This is a genomic window from Rubrivirga aquatilis (assembly GCF_046845665.1).
In the GTDB taxonomy this organism is placed as follows: Bacteria; Bacteroidota; Rhodothermia; order Rhodothermales; family Rubricoccaceae; genus Rubrivirga.
In genome coordinates this window covers 1,292,488-1,310,968 of record NZ_CP177355.1, presented here as the reverse complement: position 1 = coordinate 1,310,968, position 18,481 = coordinate 1,292,488, and the positions used below count along the sequence as shown (strand labels likewise).

At 74.5% G+C, this 18,481-nt stretch carries 9 protein-coding genes; 5 read left to right on the top strand and 4 right to left on the bottom strand.

From position 1 onward, the window contains the following. Positions 1-18: 18 nt before the first annotated feature. From recD to ACLII4_RS05620, 4 genes are all read right to left on the bottom strand, one after another. Positions 19-1,887 carry an exodeoxyribonuclease V subunit alpha gene (gene recD / locus ACLII4_RS05635; RefSeq protein WP_412069921.1) on the bottom strand — a complete coding sequence of 623 codons (1,869 nt, stop codon included), beginning with the start codon at positions 1,885-1,887 and terminating at the stop codon, positions 19-21. After that, positions 1,880-5,794, bottom strand: coding sequence for an exodeoxyribonuclease V subunit beta (recB, locus tag ACLII4_RS05630; protein ID WP_412069920.1), 3,915 nt, complete (start codon positions 5,792-5,794; stop codon positions 1,880-1,882). Before recB ends, recD begins: the two co-directional genes overlap by 8 nt. Positions 5,795-6,345: 551 nt before the next feature. After that, positions 6,346-9,576 (bottom strand): exodeoxyribonuclease V subunit gamma, encoded by a 3,231-nt coding sequence (locus ACLII4_RS05625; protein ID WP_412069919.1) that lies wholly within the window; start codon positions 9,574-9,576, stop codon positions 6,346-6,348. A 368-nt stretch (positions 9,577-9,944) separates the two neighbouring features. Further along, complete coding sequence (locus ACLII4_RS05620; RefSeq protein WP_412069918.1) at positions 9,945-10,253, bottom strand: hypothetical protein; 309 nt, start codon at positions 10,251-10,253, stop codon at positions 9,945-9,947. An 87-nt stretch (positions 10,254-10,340) separates the two neighbouring features. Here ACLII4_RS05620 and ACLII4_RS05615 point away from each other — a divergent pair, with 87 nt between their 5' ends. The 5 genes from ACLII4_RS05615 (at position 10,341) to ACLII4_RS05595 (ending at position 18,424) form a co-directional block, all read left to right on the top strand. Then, positions 10,341-11,177 (top strand): SdiA-regulated domain-containing protein, encoded by an 837-nt coding sequence (locus ACLII4_RS05615; RefSeq protein ID WP_412069917.1) that lies wholly within the window; start codon positions 10,341-10,343, stop codon positions 11,175-11,177. Positions 11,178-11,209: 32 nt separating this feature from the next. Then, the gene (locus ACLII4_RS05610; RefSeq protein WP_412069916.1) at positions 11,210-14,905 is read left to right on the top strand and encodes a BamA/TamA family outer membrane protein; all 3,696 of its coding nucleotides are present in this window, start codon (positions 11,210-11,212) and stop codon (positions 14,903-14,905) included. Between the two features lie 37 nt (positions 14,906-14,942). Then, positions 14,943-15,746: a Pycsar system effector family protein gene (locus ACLII4_RS05605; RefSeq protein WP_412069915.1), complete on the top strand. Its 804-nt coding sequence runs from the start codon at positions 14,943-14,945 to the stop codon at positions 15,744-15,746. Positions 15,747-15,752: 6 nt separating this feature from the next. Next, positions 15,753-16,424, top strand: a complete 672-nt coding sequence (locus ACLII4_RS05600; protein WP_412069914.1) for a SixA phosphatase family protein — start codon at positions 15,753-15,755, stop codon at positions 16,422-16,424. Positions 16,425-16,525: 101 nt separating this feature from the next. After that, positions 16,526-18,424 carry a TIGR00341 family protein gene (locus ACLII4_RS05595; protein ID WP_412069913.1) on the top strand — a complete coding sequence of 633 codons (1,899 nt, stop codon included), beginning with the start codon at positions 16,526-16,528 and terminating at the stop codon, positions 18,422-18,424. Positions 18,425-18,481 lie beyond the last annotated feature (57 nt).

Below are 18,481 nucleotides of genomic sequence, written 5' to 3'. Positions count from 1 at the left end.
CTCGGAGCCGTTTTGCGTTTAGGCCGCGCCGTCCGCCAGCGCTGCGTCCGCGAGCCGTGCCGCCAGCCCCGACGCCCGCCGCTGGCGCGTCTCCACCGCCAGCGCCACCTCGCCGGCTGCGCCGAACACCGCCACCGACTGCTTGGCCCGGGTCGCCGCCGTGTACAGCAGCTCGCGCGTGACGAGCGTCGCCCCGCGCGTGCCCGGCTCGGGGAGGACCACGCCGACGGCGTCGAACTCCGAGCCCTGGCTTTTGTGGACCGTCAGCGCCCAGGCGGGCTCGTGCGCGGGCATCCGCGCCCAGGCCACCTCCTTGTCCGGGCCGAACACGACGCGGCGGTCGCCGCCGCGCCCCCAGCACACGCCCACGTCGCCGTTGCGCAAGTCGGTGTCGCGGTCGTTGACGGTGACGAGCACGGGGCGGCCGGGGTAAAAGCGCGGGCCGTACGGGCTCCACCGCACGAGCCGCTCGTCGCGGAGCGCCTGCTCGACGGCGCCGTTGAGGCCCTCGACCCCACGCGGTCCCCGGCGGACCGCCGCCAGCAGCCGGAACCGCTCCAGCACCGCGAGGGCGTCGTCGGGCGTCGCCGCCGCGACCGTCTCGCGCGCGAGCGGCAGGGCCCACGCGAGCGCCGAGCCGGCCGGGTCGCCCTCCACCAGGTCGAGCGCTGGCCGCTGGCGCAGCGCTTCGACCGCCGCCTCCGTCTCGCCGTCGCGCACGGCGACTGCAAACGTGCCCACGTCGGAGTCGGCCGTGAACCGCCGCGACTCCGTCAATTCCACGACCGCGCCCGCCAGCCGGGACGCGGTCGGCGACGACGGGACACCGACCAACCCGAGGTCGGCGCAGAACGCCGCGAGCGCGGGCGGCGCCGGGCCCACCCCTTCGGACACGACGTCCGAGAACGTGGTCCCGACGCCGACCGGTGGGAGCTGATCCGGGTCGCCCAAGACGATGAGGCGGGCGTCGGGGCGCAGTGCCGCGAGCAGGGCGTCGAACAGGGCGAGGTCGACCATCGAGCCCTCGTCGACGAGGACGACGTCGTGGGGCAGCGGGGCCCGGGCGTCGTGCCGGAAGCCGGACCGCTCGGGGTGGGCGCCGAGCAACTTGTGGAGCGTGACGGCGGCCGTCGGGACGGCCCCGCCGAGGTCGGGCGGCAGCTCGGCCACGCGGGCCTCGACGCTCTCGCTCAGCCGTGAGGCGGCCTTGCCGGTCGGCGCCGCGAGCGCGACGCGCGCAGCGGGGCGCTCGGCGAGCACCAGCGCCAGCAGGCGGGCGGCGGTGTACGTCTTGCCCGTGCCGGGCCCGCCGGCCACGAAGAGGGCCCGCTGGCGGAGCGCGGCGGCGGCGGCGAGCGCCTGCCGGTCGAGCGCGCCGTCGGCGCGGGGCGGAAACAGGCGCGCGAGCGCGGCGCGGGCGGCCTCCGTCGGCGGCTCGTCCGTCGTCGCCAGCCGGTCGGTGATGGCGCGCGCGACGCGGCGCTCGGCGTCCCAGTGGCGGCGGAGCGCGAGGTGGTCGCCGACGAGCACGAGCGGGCACGACGTGTCGGCCCCGCCGACGGTCGGGCTGGCGACGAGGTGCGCGCGCCACGCGTCGAGCGCGGGCATCTCGGGGACGCCTCGGAAGACGGCGCGGGCGTGCTCGTCCTCGGGGAAGGCGTGGCCCGCGTGCGCGGCCAAATCCACGGCACTGTGGCCGTCACGCGTCTCTCGCGAGACGAGGGCGGCCGAGAGCACGAGGGTCCGCTGGCGGGCCGGGTCGGCGTCGGCGTGCTCGGCGTCGAGCCCGGCGACGAGCCGCGCCAGCGCGAGGTCGATGGGCGCGACGGCCTCGGCCTCGGCGAGCGCGTCGAGCGCGCGGACGGTGTCGGGGGGGAGCCTACGCATCGGGCGCGAGGAGGGCGTCGAGCGCGGCGATGAGGGCGGCGGACGGGCGATGGTGGACGAGGCCGGGGATGTCGGCGCCAGCGGGCGCGGACGAATCGGGCGAGGCTAGCGCAAGCCGGTCGGCCTCTCCCCTCTCGTTTTCGTCATCCTGAGCGCCAGCGAAGGATCTCAACGCCAACCCCTCATGCTCTCGACTCCGGTCGTCGCCGGCGACAGGGCTCGCGTCGAGATCCTTCGCTCCGCTCAGGATGACAGGGGTGGGGGCTCGCACCGAATCACCGGCTTGCGCCAGCCCGTCGGCTTGCGCAAGCGCCCCGTCCTCCCCCCCCAGCCCGCGCAGGAAGGCATACGTCGCCCCGCCGATGTGCGTGTCGTAGGCGTAGTCGGCGAGGCGCGAGTCCAGAAAACGGTGCAAGCCGTAGAGGTAGAGGTGGAGCTGCAGGCCGTAGTGGTGGCCGTGCATCGTCGCCGCGAGCGCCTCGGGCGTGTACGCCGCCGCGTCGTCGCCGAGGCGGTTGCTTTTCCAGTCGACCACCCACCACCGGCCGTCGGCGCGGGCCACGAGGTCGATCTCGCCGACCATCAGGCCGTCGACGGCGTCGCGGCTCAAGCCCGCGATGGCGTCGGCGTAGTCGGCGCCGAAGGGGGCCGTGCCGTGCTCGCGGAAGGCGCCAGCGAGGGCGCGGGGGGCGACCCTGCCGAGCGGGACCGAAAAGCTCCACTCGGGCATCCGCGCGTCGGCATCGGCCAGGCGGAGCGGGCCGCCGTCGGCGTCGCGGAAGAGCGGAGCGGCCGCGACGCGGTCGAGCATCGCCAGCACCTCGGCGGCGGGGTCGAGCGGCGCGCGGTGCGGGCGGCCCCGCCGGGCCAGCCCGTACGTCGCCAGCCATTGCGCGACGGTCTCCTTGTTGCGCTCGGCCGCGAGCCCCGCCTCGTCGCCCTCGCGCCAGTCGGCGTGCTGCAGGACGCCGTGGAGGCACGTGCCCGGGCCGGTCCCGGCGGCGAAGGCGTGCAGGCCCGTCGGGACCACATCCGTCCGGGCGGTCTCCTCGTCGGCCTCGTCCGACGCCGCGAGTGTGGACGCCTCGGTGTCGGCGTGGGCGCTCCGCGACCACGCGCTAAAGCTGGCGCGGCGCCACGCGTCGCCGACGCGCTGGCGTCCGGCATCGGTGAGGGCACGCGCCGCGAGTGTCACCTCCGGCGCGGGCGGCATCGCCAGCCGTCGGCCGTCGGGCTCGGGCGGGTCGACCACGCGCGAGACCGCCCCGGTGTCGTCGAGCGCACGCGCGGTCGCCAGCACGCCCGGCCCCGCCGCCTGCCGACGGGCCGCCTCGACGTGCGCCGCGAGCCCGTCGCCGAACGTCGTCTCGTGGCCGTTCAACAAGTAGCCCAGCCCGGAGAGCGCGTCGAGCCGCGTCTTGCGCGAGTTGACGGCGCCCCAGACCACGTAGCACCGCTCGCGCGCCCGCGTCAGCGCGACGTACGCCTTGCGGACGTGCTCGGCCAGGTTGTCGACTTGGCGCAGCCGCTCCATCTCGGCTGCCGCCGGCGAGCCGAGGTCGTAGACGACGCCCGCCTCGGTCCGCGCCAGCACCGTCTCTTGCTGCGTGTAGTCGCGCTCGCTCAGCGACCAGAGGTAGGGCAGGAAGACGACCTCGTACTCGAGGCCCTTGGCGTTGTGGTGCGTCGTGATCTGGACCGCGTCGTCGTCGCGCTCGAGGCGGACCTCCTTCATCTCGCGCGACGGCAGCGCCTGCTCGGTCCGGTGGCGAAGCCAGTGCGACAGGTCCTCCGGCGAGCGGTCGCCGCCGGCCTCGACCTCGTGGAGCAGCTCGGCGGCGTGGCGGAGGTTCGTCACCCGGCGCTCGCCGTCGGGGTACGCGAGCAGGCGCTCGAGGACGCCCTCGCGCTGCTGGAGGTCGGTCAGCACGTGGAGCACGCCGTGGCGCCGCCACGCGGTCTGCCACGCCCGGAGGCGCGACGCCAGCTTGGAGACGCGGCCGGGGTCGTCGTCGAGCGCGGCGATCTGGTCGGCGGACCAGCCCCACGTCTCGGTCGCCAGCGCCGCGCGCAGCGAGCGCTCGTCGTCGGGGCGCAGGACCGCGCGCAGGATGAGTTCGAGGTCGGCGATCTGGGGGCTCTCGCGCACGTCGTGCGCCTTCGAGACGACGGCCGGGATGCCGAGCTCCTGGAGCGCGGCCTGGATCGCCTGGATCTCGTACTTCGACGGGACGAGCACGGCGATCTCGCCGGGGCGGAGCGCGCGGCCGCCGTCGCCGTCGCGCATCCGGGCCTCGGTCAGCAGGCGCCGGATCTCGGTCGCCACAATCGGCGGGATCGCGGCGCTCGCGGCCGTCTTGCTCGGGACCCGGTCCTCCTCGCCCGGCATCGGCCACCAGACGAGCGGCGGGAGGTCGCCGTCGTCGAGCACGGGCGCCGACGACGGCGAGGCGGCGACGGGGCGGAACGGGATGCCGTCGAACAGAAACGCGCGCTCGGGCCCGGCAAAGACGCGGTTGACGGCGTCGACCAAGCCGGCCGTGCTCCGCCAGTTGGTGCCGAGGGTGAACCGGCGCGTGGCCTCGCGCTGGGCGCCGAGGTAGGCGTGTACATCCGCGCCGCGGAAGGCGTAGATGGCCTGCTTCGGGTCGCCGACGAAGTACAGCGGGCAGCCCTCGAAGGCGGTCCGGAAGATGGCGTATTGGAGCGGGTCGGTGTCCTGGAACTCGTCGATGAGCGCGACGGCGAACTGGCGGCGGATGCCGGCCGCGAGGACGGCCCCGGTGTCGGCGCTGTGGAGCGCCGCGTGGAGCCGGGTGATCAGGTCGTTGAAGGTGAGCTGGCCGCGGCGCTCCTTGATGGCGTCGATCCGCTCGCCGACCTCGATCACGAACGCTCGCGTAAAGGCGCGCTCGACGGCCTCGACGGCGTCGATCACGTCCGCGCACGCCCGGAACGGCGGCGCCAGCGACGCCGCTTTGAGCGCGTCCTTCCGCGCCTGCCCGGCCTTTTTGCCCGCCTTGTAAATCGCGTCCGTGGTGCACGCCTCGACCGACGCGACGGCGTCCGGGTCGGCCCCGCTGGCGAAGGCGGCGACGCGAGCGACGAGCGCATCGGCGCCCGGCCCGTCGAGCGGCGCGTCCTTGTTCCACTCGACGCCGTCGACCGCGTCCCACACGGCCCCCGCCGACCACACGCTCGCCAGCGCCGCTTGCGCGTCGGCGAGGGCGTCGCGCGCCTCGGCCAGCGTCGGCGCCTCGGGCAGGATGCGGATGGCGGGGAAGCCGGCGGTCGCGCGGTGGTGCTGGACGAGCGCGTCGGGCGTCCGGCCGCGCGTGACGGCGAGGGCCGAGAGGAGGGCGTCGTCGTGCGTGAGGCGGGCCCACGCGTCGGCGCTCGCGCGGGCGCGCAGGGCGTCGCTGTCGGAGTCCTCCACGAAGTCCATCTCGAACGGCGTCCCGCTCTCGAACGCGGCCTGCTTCAGGATCCGCTGGCAGAAGCCGTGGATCGTGAACACGCCCGCCTCGTCGACGCGGTCGAGCGCCGCCAGCAGCCGGTCCTCGGCCTCGGGCCGCGCCAGCAGATCGGCGAACGGCGCCACGAGCGGGAGGTCGCCGGCGAGCGCCGAGGTCTCGGCGATGGGCTCGTCCCGGGCGACCGCGAGGGCCACGCGGAGCGCGCGCCGGATGCGCGTCCGCAGCTCCTCCGTCGCCGCCTTCGTGAACGTGACAACGAGGAGGCGCCGCAGGTCGGGCAGCCCGCCGGGCGCGGTCGCCAGCCAATCGCCGTCGAGCACGAGCCGAACTACGAGGCCCGCGATGGCGAACGTTTTGCCTGTCCCGGCGCTGGCCTCGACGAGCGTCCGCCCCGGCTCGACCGGCGTGGCCCAGTACTCGAACGGCGGCACGTCATCGGGCCGGCGGCCTTTTGCGGAATGGGCCGGGGCGCCAGCAGGGGCGTCGTCGGCTGGCAGAGACGCCGCAATCAATGTCCCCCTCTCCCCATCGGGGGGGAGAGGGCTGGGGTGAGGGGGGGCGGCCTCGGCCACCGGGTCGGCCGCTAGCGGTCCATCGCCGTCGCCGCTCGGGATACCCTCACCCTGGCTGCGCCGACCTGTCGGTTGGCTGGCGCCGGCCTTCGGCTGTCCCTCTCCCGAGGGGAGAGGGGACGTCTTAGGCGAAGCCTCGCCGGGCTCTATGCTCACAGTCGTGTCAACCTGAGCGCCAGCGAAGGATCTCAGCGCCGAGGCCTCATGCTCTCGACCCGGGTCGTCGCTGGCGAGCCGGCTCGCGTCGAGATCCGTCGCGCCGCTCAGGATGACCGAGGCGGGGGCTGGCGCCAGCCCGTCCGCTTGCGCAGCGTCCCCATCGTCCGCCCCGTGGTCGGCCGTCTGCGGTCCGCGGTCCCCAACCCCCGGTCCGCCGTCCCCGGTCCCCGGTCCAAACAAGTCGTGCTGGCTCATTCCGGCACCCCCGCGCGCTTATAGGTCAGCAGCGGCGCCCACAAGCAGAGTGCCCACTTGGCAAAGTGCGCCTCCGGTTCGAAGGGGTCCTCTCGGCCGCGCGTCGCCAGCGCGACGTAGGCGTCGGCGTCGTCGGTGAAGTCGTTCCAGGCGTCCGAGAACTGGCGGCGGGCCTTGCGCATGGCGCCGTCGTGGGGCTCGAACGGCTTCTGGGCCGCGCCCCGGTTCAGGATGCGCGCCGTGAAGTCCTCCCACGACGACCGGCTCAGCGCGCCGACGTACGCCTCGGACGCCTTCTCGTAGAGCGGCAGCGACTCGCGGTCGTTGCGGCGGTAGCCCTGCACCAGCGACGCCAGCAGCCGACGCGCGTCGTCGGCGCCGACCGGCGCAAAGTGGACCGCCGTGTCGTCGACGCCGAGGCTGCACGTGATCCCGGGCCGCGTCGCGCACAGCGCGAGGTGGTCGACCCAGGCCTGGACGGTGTGCTTCCCGCGCACCTTGCCCGCCCGGACCAGCAGCCCGCCCCTCTCTCCCACCCGATCCAGCGTGCCCACGAGCCGCACCTCGCCCGCCGACACGTCGACCACGAGCGGCTCCGTCGGCCCCCAGCGGCGGACGGCGTCGGCGACCGGTCGGGCCTCGTCGAGCGCGCGCCGCAGCCACGAAGCGCCGGGCGCGCCGGCCGGCAGCTTTCCGCTCCGCTCGACGCGCGTCGCGAGCGTGGCGTCGTCGAGCCCGTCGAGCAGGCCTTCGAGCACGGCCGCGCGCAGGTGGTAACGCTCCAGCGCGTCGAGCACGACCGGCTCGTCGTCGTGGAGCGCGTCGTCGTCGAGGTCGAGCGAGACGCGCAAGCGGCCGCGGACGACGTGGCGGCTGGGGTTGACCCAGGCGTCGGCGAGGTCGCGCAACGTGAGCGTGTCGGGGGCGGGCGCGTCCGGGGCGGAGAGCCTGCGGGCCGGGTCGAGGAAGGCGGCGGGCGGCGCGGCGTCCGCGCCCCGGACGCGGTGCTGGCGGGCGTAGCTCGCGAGCGGGCCGCCGGGCGTGAAGTACTCGGCGGCGAACGGCTGGAGCCGGTGCCGGGTCACGAGTGTCTCGGCGTCGTCGCCCCAGTGGAGGCGCGCCGCGTCGAGCACGGCGTCGAGGCAGACCGAGGCGGCGCGCTCGGCGTTGTCCTTCTGGCTCCGCCCGACGTAGCTCAGGATCAGCCGGTCGCGCGCGGCCATCACGGCATCGAGGAAGAGCTGCTTTTCGTGGTCGCGCGGCGCCGCGTCGCCGGGCTCGGGCGCGTGCGCCAGCAGGTCGAACCCGGCGGGCTGTTCGGGCCGGGGCCACACGCCGTCGTTGAGCCCGAGCATCGCCACGACGCGGAACGGCGCGTGGCGCAGCGCGAGCGGGTGGGCGACGGTCACGCGGCCCGTGAGGTACGGCTCGCGCCGCTCGAACCGGCCGGAGGCCCCGTCGAGGTGGGCGCGGACGGTGCGGAACGAGACCGGGCCGTCCCCGCCGACGACGCCGTGCAGGCGGTCGAGCGCCAGCGCTTGCTCGCGCAGGAAGACGACCGCCGCCAGCTCCTCGTCCTCGCGCGCGTCGAACACGCCGTCCAAGAACGTCAGGATGCGGCCGGGCCACGCGTCGAGCGGCGCCGGGCGGTCGATCGCGTCGAGCGAGGCGAAGAGGGCCTCGGCCCACTCGCAAAAGCGGCCCAGCAGGTCGGGGTCGACGGTCGCCGCGTCGCACGGGAGGTGGCCGAGGACCAGGTCGCCGCCCGCGTCGCCAGTCATCACGCCGAGCAGCAGGCGGTCGAGCCCGAAGCGCCAGGTGTGGAGGTCGTCCTCGGGCACGTCGAAGCGGCCCTTGCGCTCGGCCGTCAGCCCCCAGCAGACGCCCGCCGTGGTCGCCCACGCGCGCAAGCGGGGCAGCTCGGGCTCGTCGATCCCGGCCGCGCGGCGGATGGCGGGCGTGCCCAAGAGGTCGAGCAGCTCCGACGCCGTCACGCGCCCGTCGTGCAGGCGGAGCGCCCGGCCGAACGCCTCGACCACGCGCAGCGCCGGGGCGTGCGGGTGGTCGACCACGTGGTACGGAATGCGGAGCTGGGGCGCGGCGTCCTCGGCCCCAAAGACGGCGTCGACGAGCGGCGCGTACGTGGCGAGGTCCGGGATGAGGACGAGCACGTCGCTCGGCCGCAGGCCCTCGACCTCGGCGAAGGCGTCGAGGAGCGTGTCGCGCAGGGCCTCCAGCTCGCGCGTCGCCGAGTGGCAGTCGTGGATGCGGATGGTGGCGTCGACGGGCGCCGGCGCCGAGGGCCGCGTGTCGCTCGCGAGCGCCGCCTGCAGCCCGCCGAGCGAGGTCGGCGGGGGCGCCTCCGACGCCACGTCCTCGCGCTCGACGCCACCGAGCCCGTCGAGGACCGACCAGTAGTCGCGGCTCCGCCCGGCGAGCGCGCGCAACAGCGGGTGGTCGTGCGTCGGCCCCGTCGCATCGCCCGGCGCGACGGCGTAGAGGGTGACCGGGACGTGCGGCGCGAGGGCGTGGAGCGCGCGCAGGTGGACGGGCGGAAACAGGCCCGCGCCGAAGACGGCGATGCGCGTCGGGAAGTGCTCGCGGAGCACGTCGGGCGCGTCGCGCAGGGCCGCCAGCAGCGCCCGCATCTCGGTCGCGCGGTCGCGCGTGCCGGGCGACTCGGCGACCAGCTGGCGCCACAGCGCCGCCTGCCACGCCCCGTGCGGGAAGTCGGCCGGCGGCGGCGTGCCGCCGACCCACCCCGCGAGCGCGTCGGGACGGTACACCTGGTAATCGTCGAAAAGGGCCGCCAACCGGGTCGCCAGCGGCATCGTCTGGTTGGCGGTCCGGTCGAGGTAGGCGCGGACGGGCGCCCAGACGGCGACGTCGGGCAGGTCGTCCAAGATGGCCCGGATGCGCCACGCCAGCCCGGCCGCCTCGAACGGGTGCGCCTCGTCCTCCGGCGGCGCCGTCTCGCGGTCGAGCCGCCGCGCCAGCCCGGTCACCAGCTCGCGCGGCGAGCTCAGGTCGAGGCTCGCGGCCACGCCCAGCGCCTGCGCCAGCTCGCGGCCCAGCCAGCTCCGCAGCCCCACGTTCTGGGCGACGAGGATCGTCTCGCGCAGCGTCGGATCGAGGGGGTCGTCGCGCAGGGTCGCCGCCAGCCGCGCGAACAGCGGCTCCAGACGCGGCGCCGTGACGACGCGGAAACCGGGGGACGACACGGACACAGACGCTCAGAGGATCGAAGCGGAATCTAGCCCCACCGGGCGCACGCCCCGCCCCCCGCGAGCCCTCTGGCGGATACCTATCACAACGCCGAATGCACCGCACCACAGACTCCTCTCCTTCACCGCCTCCCTTCTCCCCGCCGTCATTCCCGCGCACGAGGGAATGACGGCGGGAACGAGATCCGTGTGGCTGGCGACGGACCTGCTCGCGGAGCCGTCCGACGGCCCGGGATCCCCGCCCCACAGCCCCGTGGTGGCGCCCAGCCCTGCCGTAGTGTCAGTCGGGGGCCTCGTAACGCCGTCCGATAGGCGTGCAGTGTCGCCTGACAGGCCCGTATCGTCCTCGGACCGGCCCTCCCGGTGCCCCTTCAGCCCGCGACGAACGCGAGCGCCTCCAAGAGCCGCTCGCGCGCGTGTCGCTCCGAGCCCTCAGTCACCTCCAGCCACTGCTTAAAGGGCTTGCCTGCTGGCGCAAACGGGGCGCCGCGCCCGGCGGCGATCTCCTCCTGCACGCGCGCCTCGGGGAGCTTGACCACGAGGGCATCGCCAGCACCGCCGCCGGACGCGAAAAAGGCGCCGTTGGCGCGCAAACAGGGGTGGCCCATCATCGTCCCCCGCGTGGCGAGCCCCTGAGCCACGAAGTCGTCGGCGAGGGCGGAGAAGGTGGCGGTCGTCATGGGGGAGCCCGGTGGAGACGCCGCAAGATCGTCGCTGGCGCCCGCCCGGCGGATGAACCCGTCGGCCCGACCCGCGTTGACGCCGCCATGCGCCTCGTCCCCCTCCTCGCCCTCGCCGCCGCCGTCGCCTGCACGGAGGCGCCCCGCCCATCCGTCGACCCCGAGGATGTCGCGCCGCTGGAATACCGGCTCGACGCGCCCGACGCGGTCGTGGAGCTGCCGGCCGAGCTGACCGAGATCTCCGGCCTCACGATCCTGCCCAGCGGCCAACTCGGCGCCGTCCAGGACGAGGCGGGCATCATCTACGAGATCGACCCCGCGACCGGCGCCATCGTCGACCGGCTCCCCTTCGAGGGCGCCGGCGACTTCGAGGGACTCGCGCTCGTCCCCGACCGCGCCGTGTGGGCCCTGCGCAGCGACGGCGACCTGTACCGCGTCTTCCGCGACAGCGTCGGCGTGCCGAGCGTCCGCAAGGTCGAGACCGCGCTCCGCTCGCGGAACGACACCGAGGGGCTCGCCTACGACCCCCTCGGCGACCGCCTGCTGATCGCCTGCAAAGAGTGGCCCGGCCCCGGCATCGACGACGCCCGCGCCGTCTACGCCTTCGACCTCGCGACCGAGACCGTCTCCGAACGCCCCGTCTTCACGCTCGCCCGCGCCGACGTCGACGCCGACGTCAACTTCCGCCCGTCGGCGCTCGCCGTCCACCCGACCTCGGGCCAGATCTACGTGCTCTCGTCCGTCCGCCGCGCGATTGCCGTCGTCGACCGGGACGGCGCGCTCGTCGCCGTGACCGACCTGCCCGCCGAGTTCGCGCCCCAGCCCGAGGGGCTCGCGTTCGCCGCCGACGGCACGCTCTACGTCGCCAGCGAAGGCGGCACGGGCACGGCCACGCTCCTTCGCTACACGCCGACGGCTCGCTAGCCGGCTCCCTTCTGTCCGCTCATCTCGTCTCTATGCGTCGCTTTGCTCTTCTCGCCCTGGTGGCCCTCGTCGCCGGCTGCGCCACGACCCAGACGTACGTCGCGCCCGAGCGCCGCGCCGAGCCGGCCCCGCCGCTCCCGTCCGGGGAGATCGCCCACACCGTCTTCCTGACGGCCAACACCGGCGACCTCGACGGCGACGCGCCCGGCCCCGTGCTCCGCGCCCTCGCCGATGCCGCCCGCGCCGCGGGCGACGACGCGACGATCGTCGTGCTCGGCGACGTGACTCAGGGTGGGATCCCCGCCGACGACGACCCGGACCGCGCCCGTGCCGAAGCCCCCGTCCGCGCGCTCATCGCCGCGCTGGGCGGCCTCGATGCGGACGTGATCGTCGTCCCCGGCGACCGCGACTGGGAGCGCGGCGAGGACGGCGTCAAGCGCCTGGAAGACTTGCTCGACGACGCCTTCGGCGACGACGTGCTGACGCCCGGCGACCAGGCCGGCGGCCCGCGCGAGTCGGAGCCCGCCGAGGGCCTGCGGCTCGTCGCGCTCGACACCGCGTGGTGGCTGCTCGATGATCGCGACCGGCCGTCCGGCGAGGCCGAAGACCAGGAGGTGCGCGGGCCTGCCGACGTGGCCCGCATCTTGGAGCAGATCGTCCTCGACCGCGACGACTCCCGCATCGTCGTGCTGGCGCACCACCCCATCATCTCGCGCGGCCCCTACGGCGGCTACCGCGCCAACCCCGTCGCCAGCCTCGCCTCCCGCACCGTCGGGCTCGGCGGGCAGGACCTCGCCTCGACGCGCTACCGCGCCCTGCGCAGCTCGCTCGGCCGCGTCGCCAGCACGCATGACGGGCTCGTCTGGGCCGCCGGCCACGACCGCATCCTGCAGGACTACGACGACCAGATCAACACGCTCCGCCGCCAGCGCCACCTGATCGCCGGGACCGGCGGCGGCGAGGCGTCGGTCGCCGGCGGCGGCGGCGCGCTCTACACGTCGTCCGCGCCGGGCTACCAGCGCCTGGTCTACTACACGAACGGGCGGTTGTGGGCCGAGACCGTCGAGGTCGCCGACGACGGCACCGAGACGGTCGTCTTCCGGGCCGAGATCTCCGGGGAGAACGCCGAGCTCGTCGACACCGAGGTCCCCGACGCCGTCGACCCGGCCGACCTCCCGGACGTCGACGCCGTCGTGACGCAGTCGGCCGAGGACGGCTTCGTCACCGACCGGTTCAAGAACGACGGGTTCACGCGCGCCGTGTTCGGCGAGAACTACCGCGACGTCTGGAAGACGCCCGTCGCCTTCCGCACCCTCGACATGGGGACGGAGGCGGGCGGGCTCGTGCCCGTCAAGCGCGGCGGCGGGCTCCAGACGACCTCGCTCCGCTTGCAGGCCGGCGACGGCCACGAGTACGGCCTGCGCCTGCTCGAGAAGAGCGGGCTCGCCCAGGTCCCCTACGCCCTGCGCGACGGGCTCGTGGGCGACATCGTCCTCGAGCTCCGGGCGGCGATGAACCCGTATGGCGCGCTCGTGGCGGCCCCGCTCGCGGGCGCCGCGGGCGTCCCGCAGCCCGACCCCGAGATCGTCTTCGTGCCCGACGACCCCCGCCTGGGCCGCTACCGCGAGACGTTCGCGAATCGGCTCGCGCTCTACGAGATCCGCCCCGACGACGACATGTCGGACGTGCCCGGCTTCGAGGGGATGACCGACGTGGTCTCAGCGGCCAAGCTCCGCGAGGAGATGCGCGAGGACCAGGACCACCGCGTCGACCAGCGCGCCTACCTCCGCGCCCGCTTGTTCGACATGCTCCTCGCCGACTGGGACCGCCACGCCGATCAGTGGCGCTGGGCCGCGTATGAGCCCGGTGAACTCGACGCGACGCTCACCGGCGACGACGCCACCAAGGGCAAGGTCTACCGCCCCATCGCTCGCGACCGCGACTTCGCCTTCTACGGCATCGGCGGGCTCTTTCAGCCGGCCCTTCAGGTCTTCGACCGCCGCTTGCAGCCGACCGGCGAGAAGTACGGCAACATCCGGGGCTTGACCACGAACGGCTTTTACCAGGACCGCCGCTTCCTCAATGAACTCTCGCTCGACGACTGGCGCGCCGTCGCGAGGGAGCTCCAGGCCGCGCTCACCGACGCCGCGATCGACCGCTCGATCCGCGCCTTGCCCGACCCGATCTACCCCCAACTCGTCGACTACTGGACGCGCGCGCTGACGGGCCGCCGCGACAAGCTGGTCACGGCCGCCGAGGAGTACTACGCGCTCAACGCCGGGATCGTCGACGTGATCGGCAGCGACGAGCGCGAGCGGTTCGAGGCCATCCGCCAGCCGGGCGGGGCGCTTGCGGTCACCGTCCGCTCGCTCAAGGGCGGCGACCCGGGGATCGTGCTCTACAGCCGCACCTTCCAGCCCGACGAGACCGGCGAGGTCCGCCTCTACGGCTTCGCCGGCCGCGACGAATTCCGGATCACCGGCGACGGGCCGCGCGAGATCTCGGTCCGCGTCATCGGCGGGGCCGGCGAGGACGAGCTGACCGCGCCGGCCGGCGACGTGGCCGTCTACGACACGCCCGACGGCCTGGAGATCGTCCAGGGCGGTCCCCACGTCGAGGACCGTCGGTCCGACGCCCCCGACGTCAACCGCTACGACCCGACCGAGCACGTGCTCGGCGACAAGAAGCTGTTCCCGTCGCTCGGCTACCGCTCGACGGACGGCGTGCTCGTCGGCGTCACGCGGCTCTGGAACGTGCCCGGCTTCCGGCTCCGCCCGTTCGCCGCCACGCACGCGCTCCACGTCAACTATGCGACGACGACGGGCGGCTTTGCGGGTGGCTACACGGGCCGGCTGCGCGAGGCCATTGGCAGCTACGACCTCGACATCGACGCCTTCGCCTCGACGCCGCGCTACGCCCGCAACTTCTACGGGCTTGGCAACGGCTCCCCGAACGTCGACGGCGACATCGCTCGCGTCGACTTGGCGCGCATCCAGGGCCGTGCGGGCATCGGCGTCCCCATCGGCGAGTCGCTGACGCTGGTCGTCGGCCCGAGCGTCCGCTACGCCGACCCCGGCCGCGACGAGCTTCAGGTGCCCGGCACGCCCGTCGGCAACCTGCCCGAGGCCTCGTTTGAGGGCCAAGCGCACGGCGGCGGCTACGCCCGGCTCGCGGCGACCACGTCTGACAACGCGCTCAACCCGCGCCAGGGCTTGCGATTCGCGCTCGAGGGCTCCGGCTTTGCCGGGCTGGGCGGCGAGGCCGACGCCTACGGGACCATCGCCGGCGAGGTGGCCGCGTACGTCCCGGTCCGGCTGGCGCCCCAGCTCACGCTGGCGGTCCGCGCCGGCGCCGAGCACTTGGTCGGCGACTTCCCGTTCTTCGACGCCGCCGTGCTCGGCGGCCCGGGCTCCGTCCGAGGCTACCGCCGCGAGCGGTTCTCCGGGCGGACCGCCGCCAGCGCCTCGGCCGAGCTCCGCGCCAAGCTGTTCGCGTTCGACGCCTACGTGCTCCCCCTCAACGTCGGCCTGCTCGGCTTCGCCGACGCCGGCCGGGTCTGGACCGACACCGACCGCTTGACGGCGGCGACGTACGTCGGCGACGACCTCCAGCTGGGCTACGGCGGCGGCCTGTGGATCGGCGTCCTCGACCGCGCCGTCGTCAACCTGACCGTCGGCGCCTCCGACGAGGCCACCCTCGTCACCTTCGGCCTCGGCTTCGCCTACTAGCGAGCCGCCGCGTATCCTCCCGCCCGCCCCCACCGCCATGGACACCGACACCCCGACCCCGCCCGCCGCTGGCGACACCATGGACATGAGCCAGGTGGCCGGCCCGCGCGACGTGCCCGTCACGGCCGACGGCGCGCCCAAGAAAGACGAGAAGGAAAAGAAGAAGCAGGTCGAGGAGATGACGGCCGTCGGCCCGTCCGGCGGCGCCGTCTCGGCGGCCGACCAGGCGCTCGCCGAACTCGGCACCAAGCGCGGCATCGAGACCCTGTTCCGGACGAGCTACCGGGTCAACATGGACCTGTCGTCGCTGGCCGACGCGAAGGCCAACATCATGATCTCGATCAACGGCCTGATCGTGTCCATCATGATCGCGTCGATCGCGCCGGGCATCGAGAAGAACCCCTGGCTGCTGATCCCGACCTCGCTGTTCCTGCTGGGCTGCCTGGTGTCGCTCGTGTTCGCCGTGCTGGCGGCCCGGCCGCGCGTCCAGAGCACCGTCCTGACGCCGGAGGAAGTGCTGGTCAAACGCAAGAACCTGCTCTTCTTCGGCAACTTCAGCCACATGAGCGAGACGCAGTTTGTGGACACGCTCAAAGAGGTCGTGATGGACTCGACGCGGACCTACGAGATGATGATGAAGGACATCTACGGCGTCGGGAGCGTGCTCCAGAAGAAGTACGAGATGCTCCAGAAGTCCTACAGCGCCTTCCTGGTGGCCCTGATCGTGGGGGTCATCGGGTTCATCATCGTGTTCACGTACGCCGCCCTCTTCGACCCCTCCGGGGCCTCGCTCCCCGTCGCCCCCGTCGACCCAAACGCCGCTAGCGGCATCCTCCCCTAGCCTCTCATGAAGACGATTCTCATCCTCCGTCACGGGAAGTCCGACTGGGACGCCGACTACGCCGGCGACCACGAGCGGCCCCTCGCGAAGCGCGGCCAGAAGGGGGCCCGCAAGATGGGCCGCTTCCTGACGACGGCCCGCGCCGTGCCCGACCGCGCGATCACCTCGACCGCCGTCCGCGCCCGCGAGACGCTGGCGACGGCCGCCGAGGCCGGTGGATGGACCGGTGCCGCCCGCGTGACGGACGCGCTCTACGAGGCGACGCCCCAGGCCGTGCTCGCCGAGATCCAGGCCGAGCCCGACGACGCCGACACGGTCGTGGTGGTCGGCCACGAGCCCACGTCGAGCGGGCTGATCTCGCTGCTGATCGGCGGCGGGCGCGTGGAGATGAAGACGGCCGCCGTCGCGCGCGTCGACGTGGAGGTGGAGACGTGGGCGGCCGTGACGGCCGGGCGCGGGTCGCTGGCGTTCCTGCTCCCGCCGGGCGCCCTGCGACCGAATGCCTACCGCAAGCTCAAGAAGACGATCGACAAGGCCATCGACGCCCGCAAGAAGGCCGAGAAGCAGGCGGCCAAGACGTCCGCCCCCAAGGCGCCGCCGCAGCCGACGACCTCGCTCCCGCGCGGCGGCGTCGAGACCCGCCAGCCGGACGCCGAGCCGGGCGACGCCACGGCATAACGGCCGCGGCCGCTCTTCCCGAAGGGGAGCGCCCCGGACCCCGGAGACGCGCGGGACCCGAGCGCGGGCGCGAGCGTCTCCGGGGTCCCCTCTCGCTCGCGATGCCGTCCGACTCCTTCTCCGACCGCGCGACCGGCGTCTCTCGAGACGAGGCGGAGTCCGCCGCCGAAGACGCCCAGCAGGCCGCGAGCGCCGCAGAGACGGCCCGCGCCGAGGCGGAGACGGCGAGGGACGACGCCGAGACCGCCGCCGACTCCGCCCAGCAGTCGGTCGAGAAGGAAGCCGACGGGCCGCCCCCACCGGCCGACGAGGCCGAGGACTTTTCGGAGGCGGCGGCCGACCCGGTCCTCGACAACGCCCCCGACGCCGACGCCGACTCGGCGGTCGAGGAGATCGCGCGGCGCCAGTTCGGGATCCGCACCTGGGAGCGCCCCGCGCTCTACCGCGAGACGGCCGAGGCGGCGACCGACACCGACGTCCCCTTTTTCGCCGTCCTCTTGCTCTCGGGTGCCATCGCCACGCTCGGCCTCGTCCTCGACTCGACGGCCGTCGTGATCGGGGCGATGCTGGTGGCCCCCCTCCTGGGCCCCCTCCTGGGCCTGTCGCTGGCGCTGGCGGTCGGCGACGGGCGGCTGTTCGTGCAGACCGCGGCCGCCGTGCTGCTCGGCGCCGCCGGGATCGTGGGGCTGGCGGCGCTGCTGACGCTGCTGCTGCCGTTCCAGACCGTCACTGCCGAGATCGCCAGCCGCACGCGGCCGACCACGCTCGACTTGGCGATCGCCGTGTTCTCCGGCCTGGCGGGCGCCGTCGTGACGGCCTCGCGCGAGGCGCGGCTCTCGGCCTCGATTCCAGGTGTGGCGGTGGCCGTCGCGCTCGTCCCGCCCCTCGGTGTGGCCGGGTTCGGGATCGCCATCGGCGAGTGGGCCTTCACGCGCGGCGCGCTGCTCCTCTTCGGCGCCAACCTCGCGGGCATCGTGCTCAGCGGCATGGGCGTGTTCTTCTTGATCGGCATGCACCGGACGGACGTGGTGGAGGCGGCGCGGGCCTGGCACGACGAGGGCCAGGCGACCGGCGTCGCCGCACGCGTCAGCGGGATGCGGTGGCTCGACCGGCTCCCCGGCATGGCGACGCCGCTCGGCCGGTTCGTGCTCGTCGTCGCGTTCATGGCCGCCGTGGCCGTCCCGCTCACCACGTCGCTCGGCCAGTTCGTCCGCGAGGCCCGCATCAACGCGGCCGTGGACGCGGCGGAATCGGAACTGGAAAAGTCCGGCCGGGCGTTCGTCATCGAGCGGGACCTGACGCTCGGCGATACCACCACGACGGTCCGCTTGCGCGTCGCCACCTCGGAGTGGATCCGCGACGACGCCGAGGCCGAGTTGACGGCGATGCTGGCAACGGCCGCCGAGGAGCCCGTGACGCTGACCGTCGAACAGGTGCTGGCGTCGACCGGCGACCTCGCCTCGTTCGCCGACGCGCTCCCATCGAGCCCCACGCGCGCGACGGCCGACCCGCGCCCGGTGCCGATCCCGGTGACGCTCTCCGAGGTGCGCGGCCGGCTGGCCCAGTCGCTCCGAGGGCTGGCGCTGCCCGACGGCGTCCGCTTGGTGGGCGGCGAGGTCCGGATCGAGACCGAGGGCGGCCCGCCGGCCCTGGAAGTCGCCTACGCGGCAACCCGGCGGCTCCCCCCCCAAGCCGAGGAGCTGCTGGCGCGCCAGGCCGCGCGGACGCTGGGGCTCGACGAGGCCTCCGCCCGCACGCGCGCCGTCGTGCTGGGCACGCGGGCGATCCCCGACTCTGCCGGCACGGCCGCGCTCGCGGCGATCGTCGCCGACTACCCGCGCGTCCGGCTCACGCTCGCCGGCGACACCGCCGCCGTCCGCGCCGCTCGCGCCCGCGTCGTCGGGATGGGCGCGCCCGCCGACCGCGTCCGCGCCCGGCCCGACACGCTCGCGCCCCGCGCGTCGCTGTCGCTGGCGCCCGACTCCCTCGCGACCGACTGATCCAGGTCCTTGGAACAGGCCAGCCCCCCATCGGGGTACACCGCTGGCCCCTCCCGC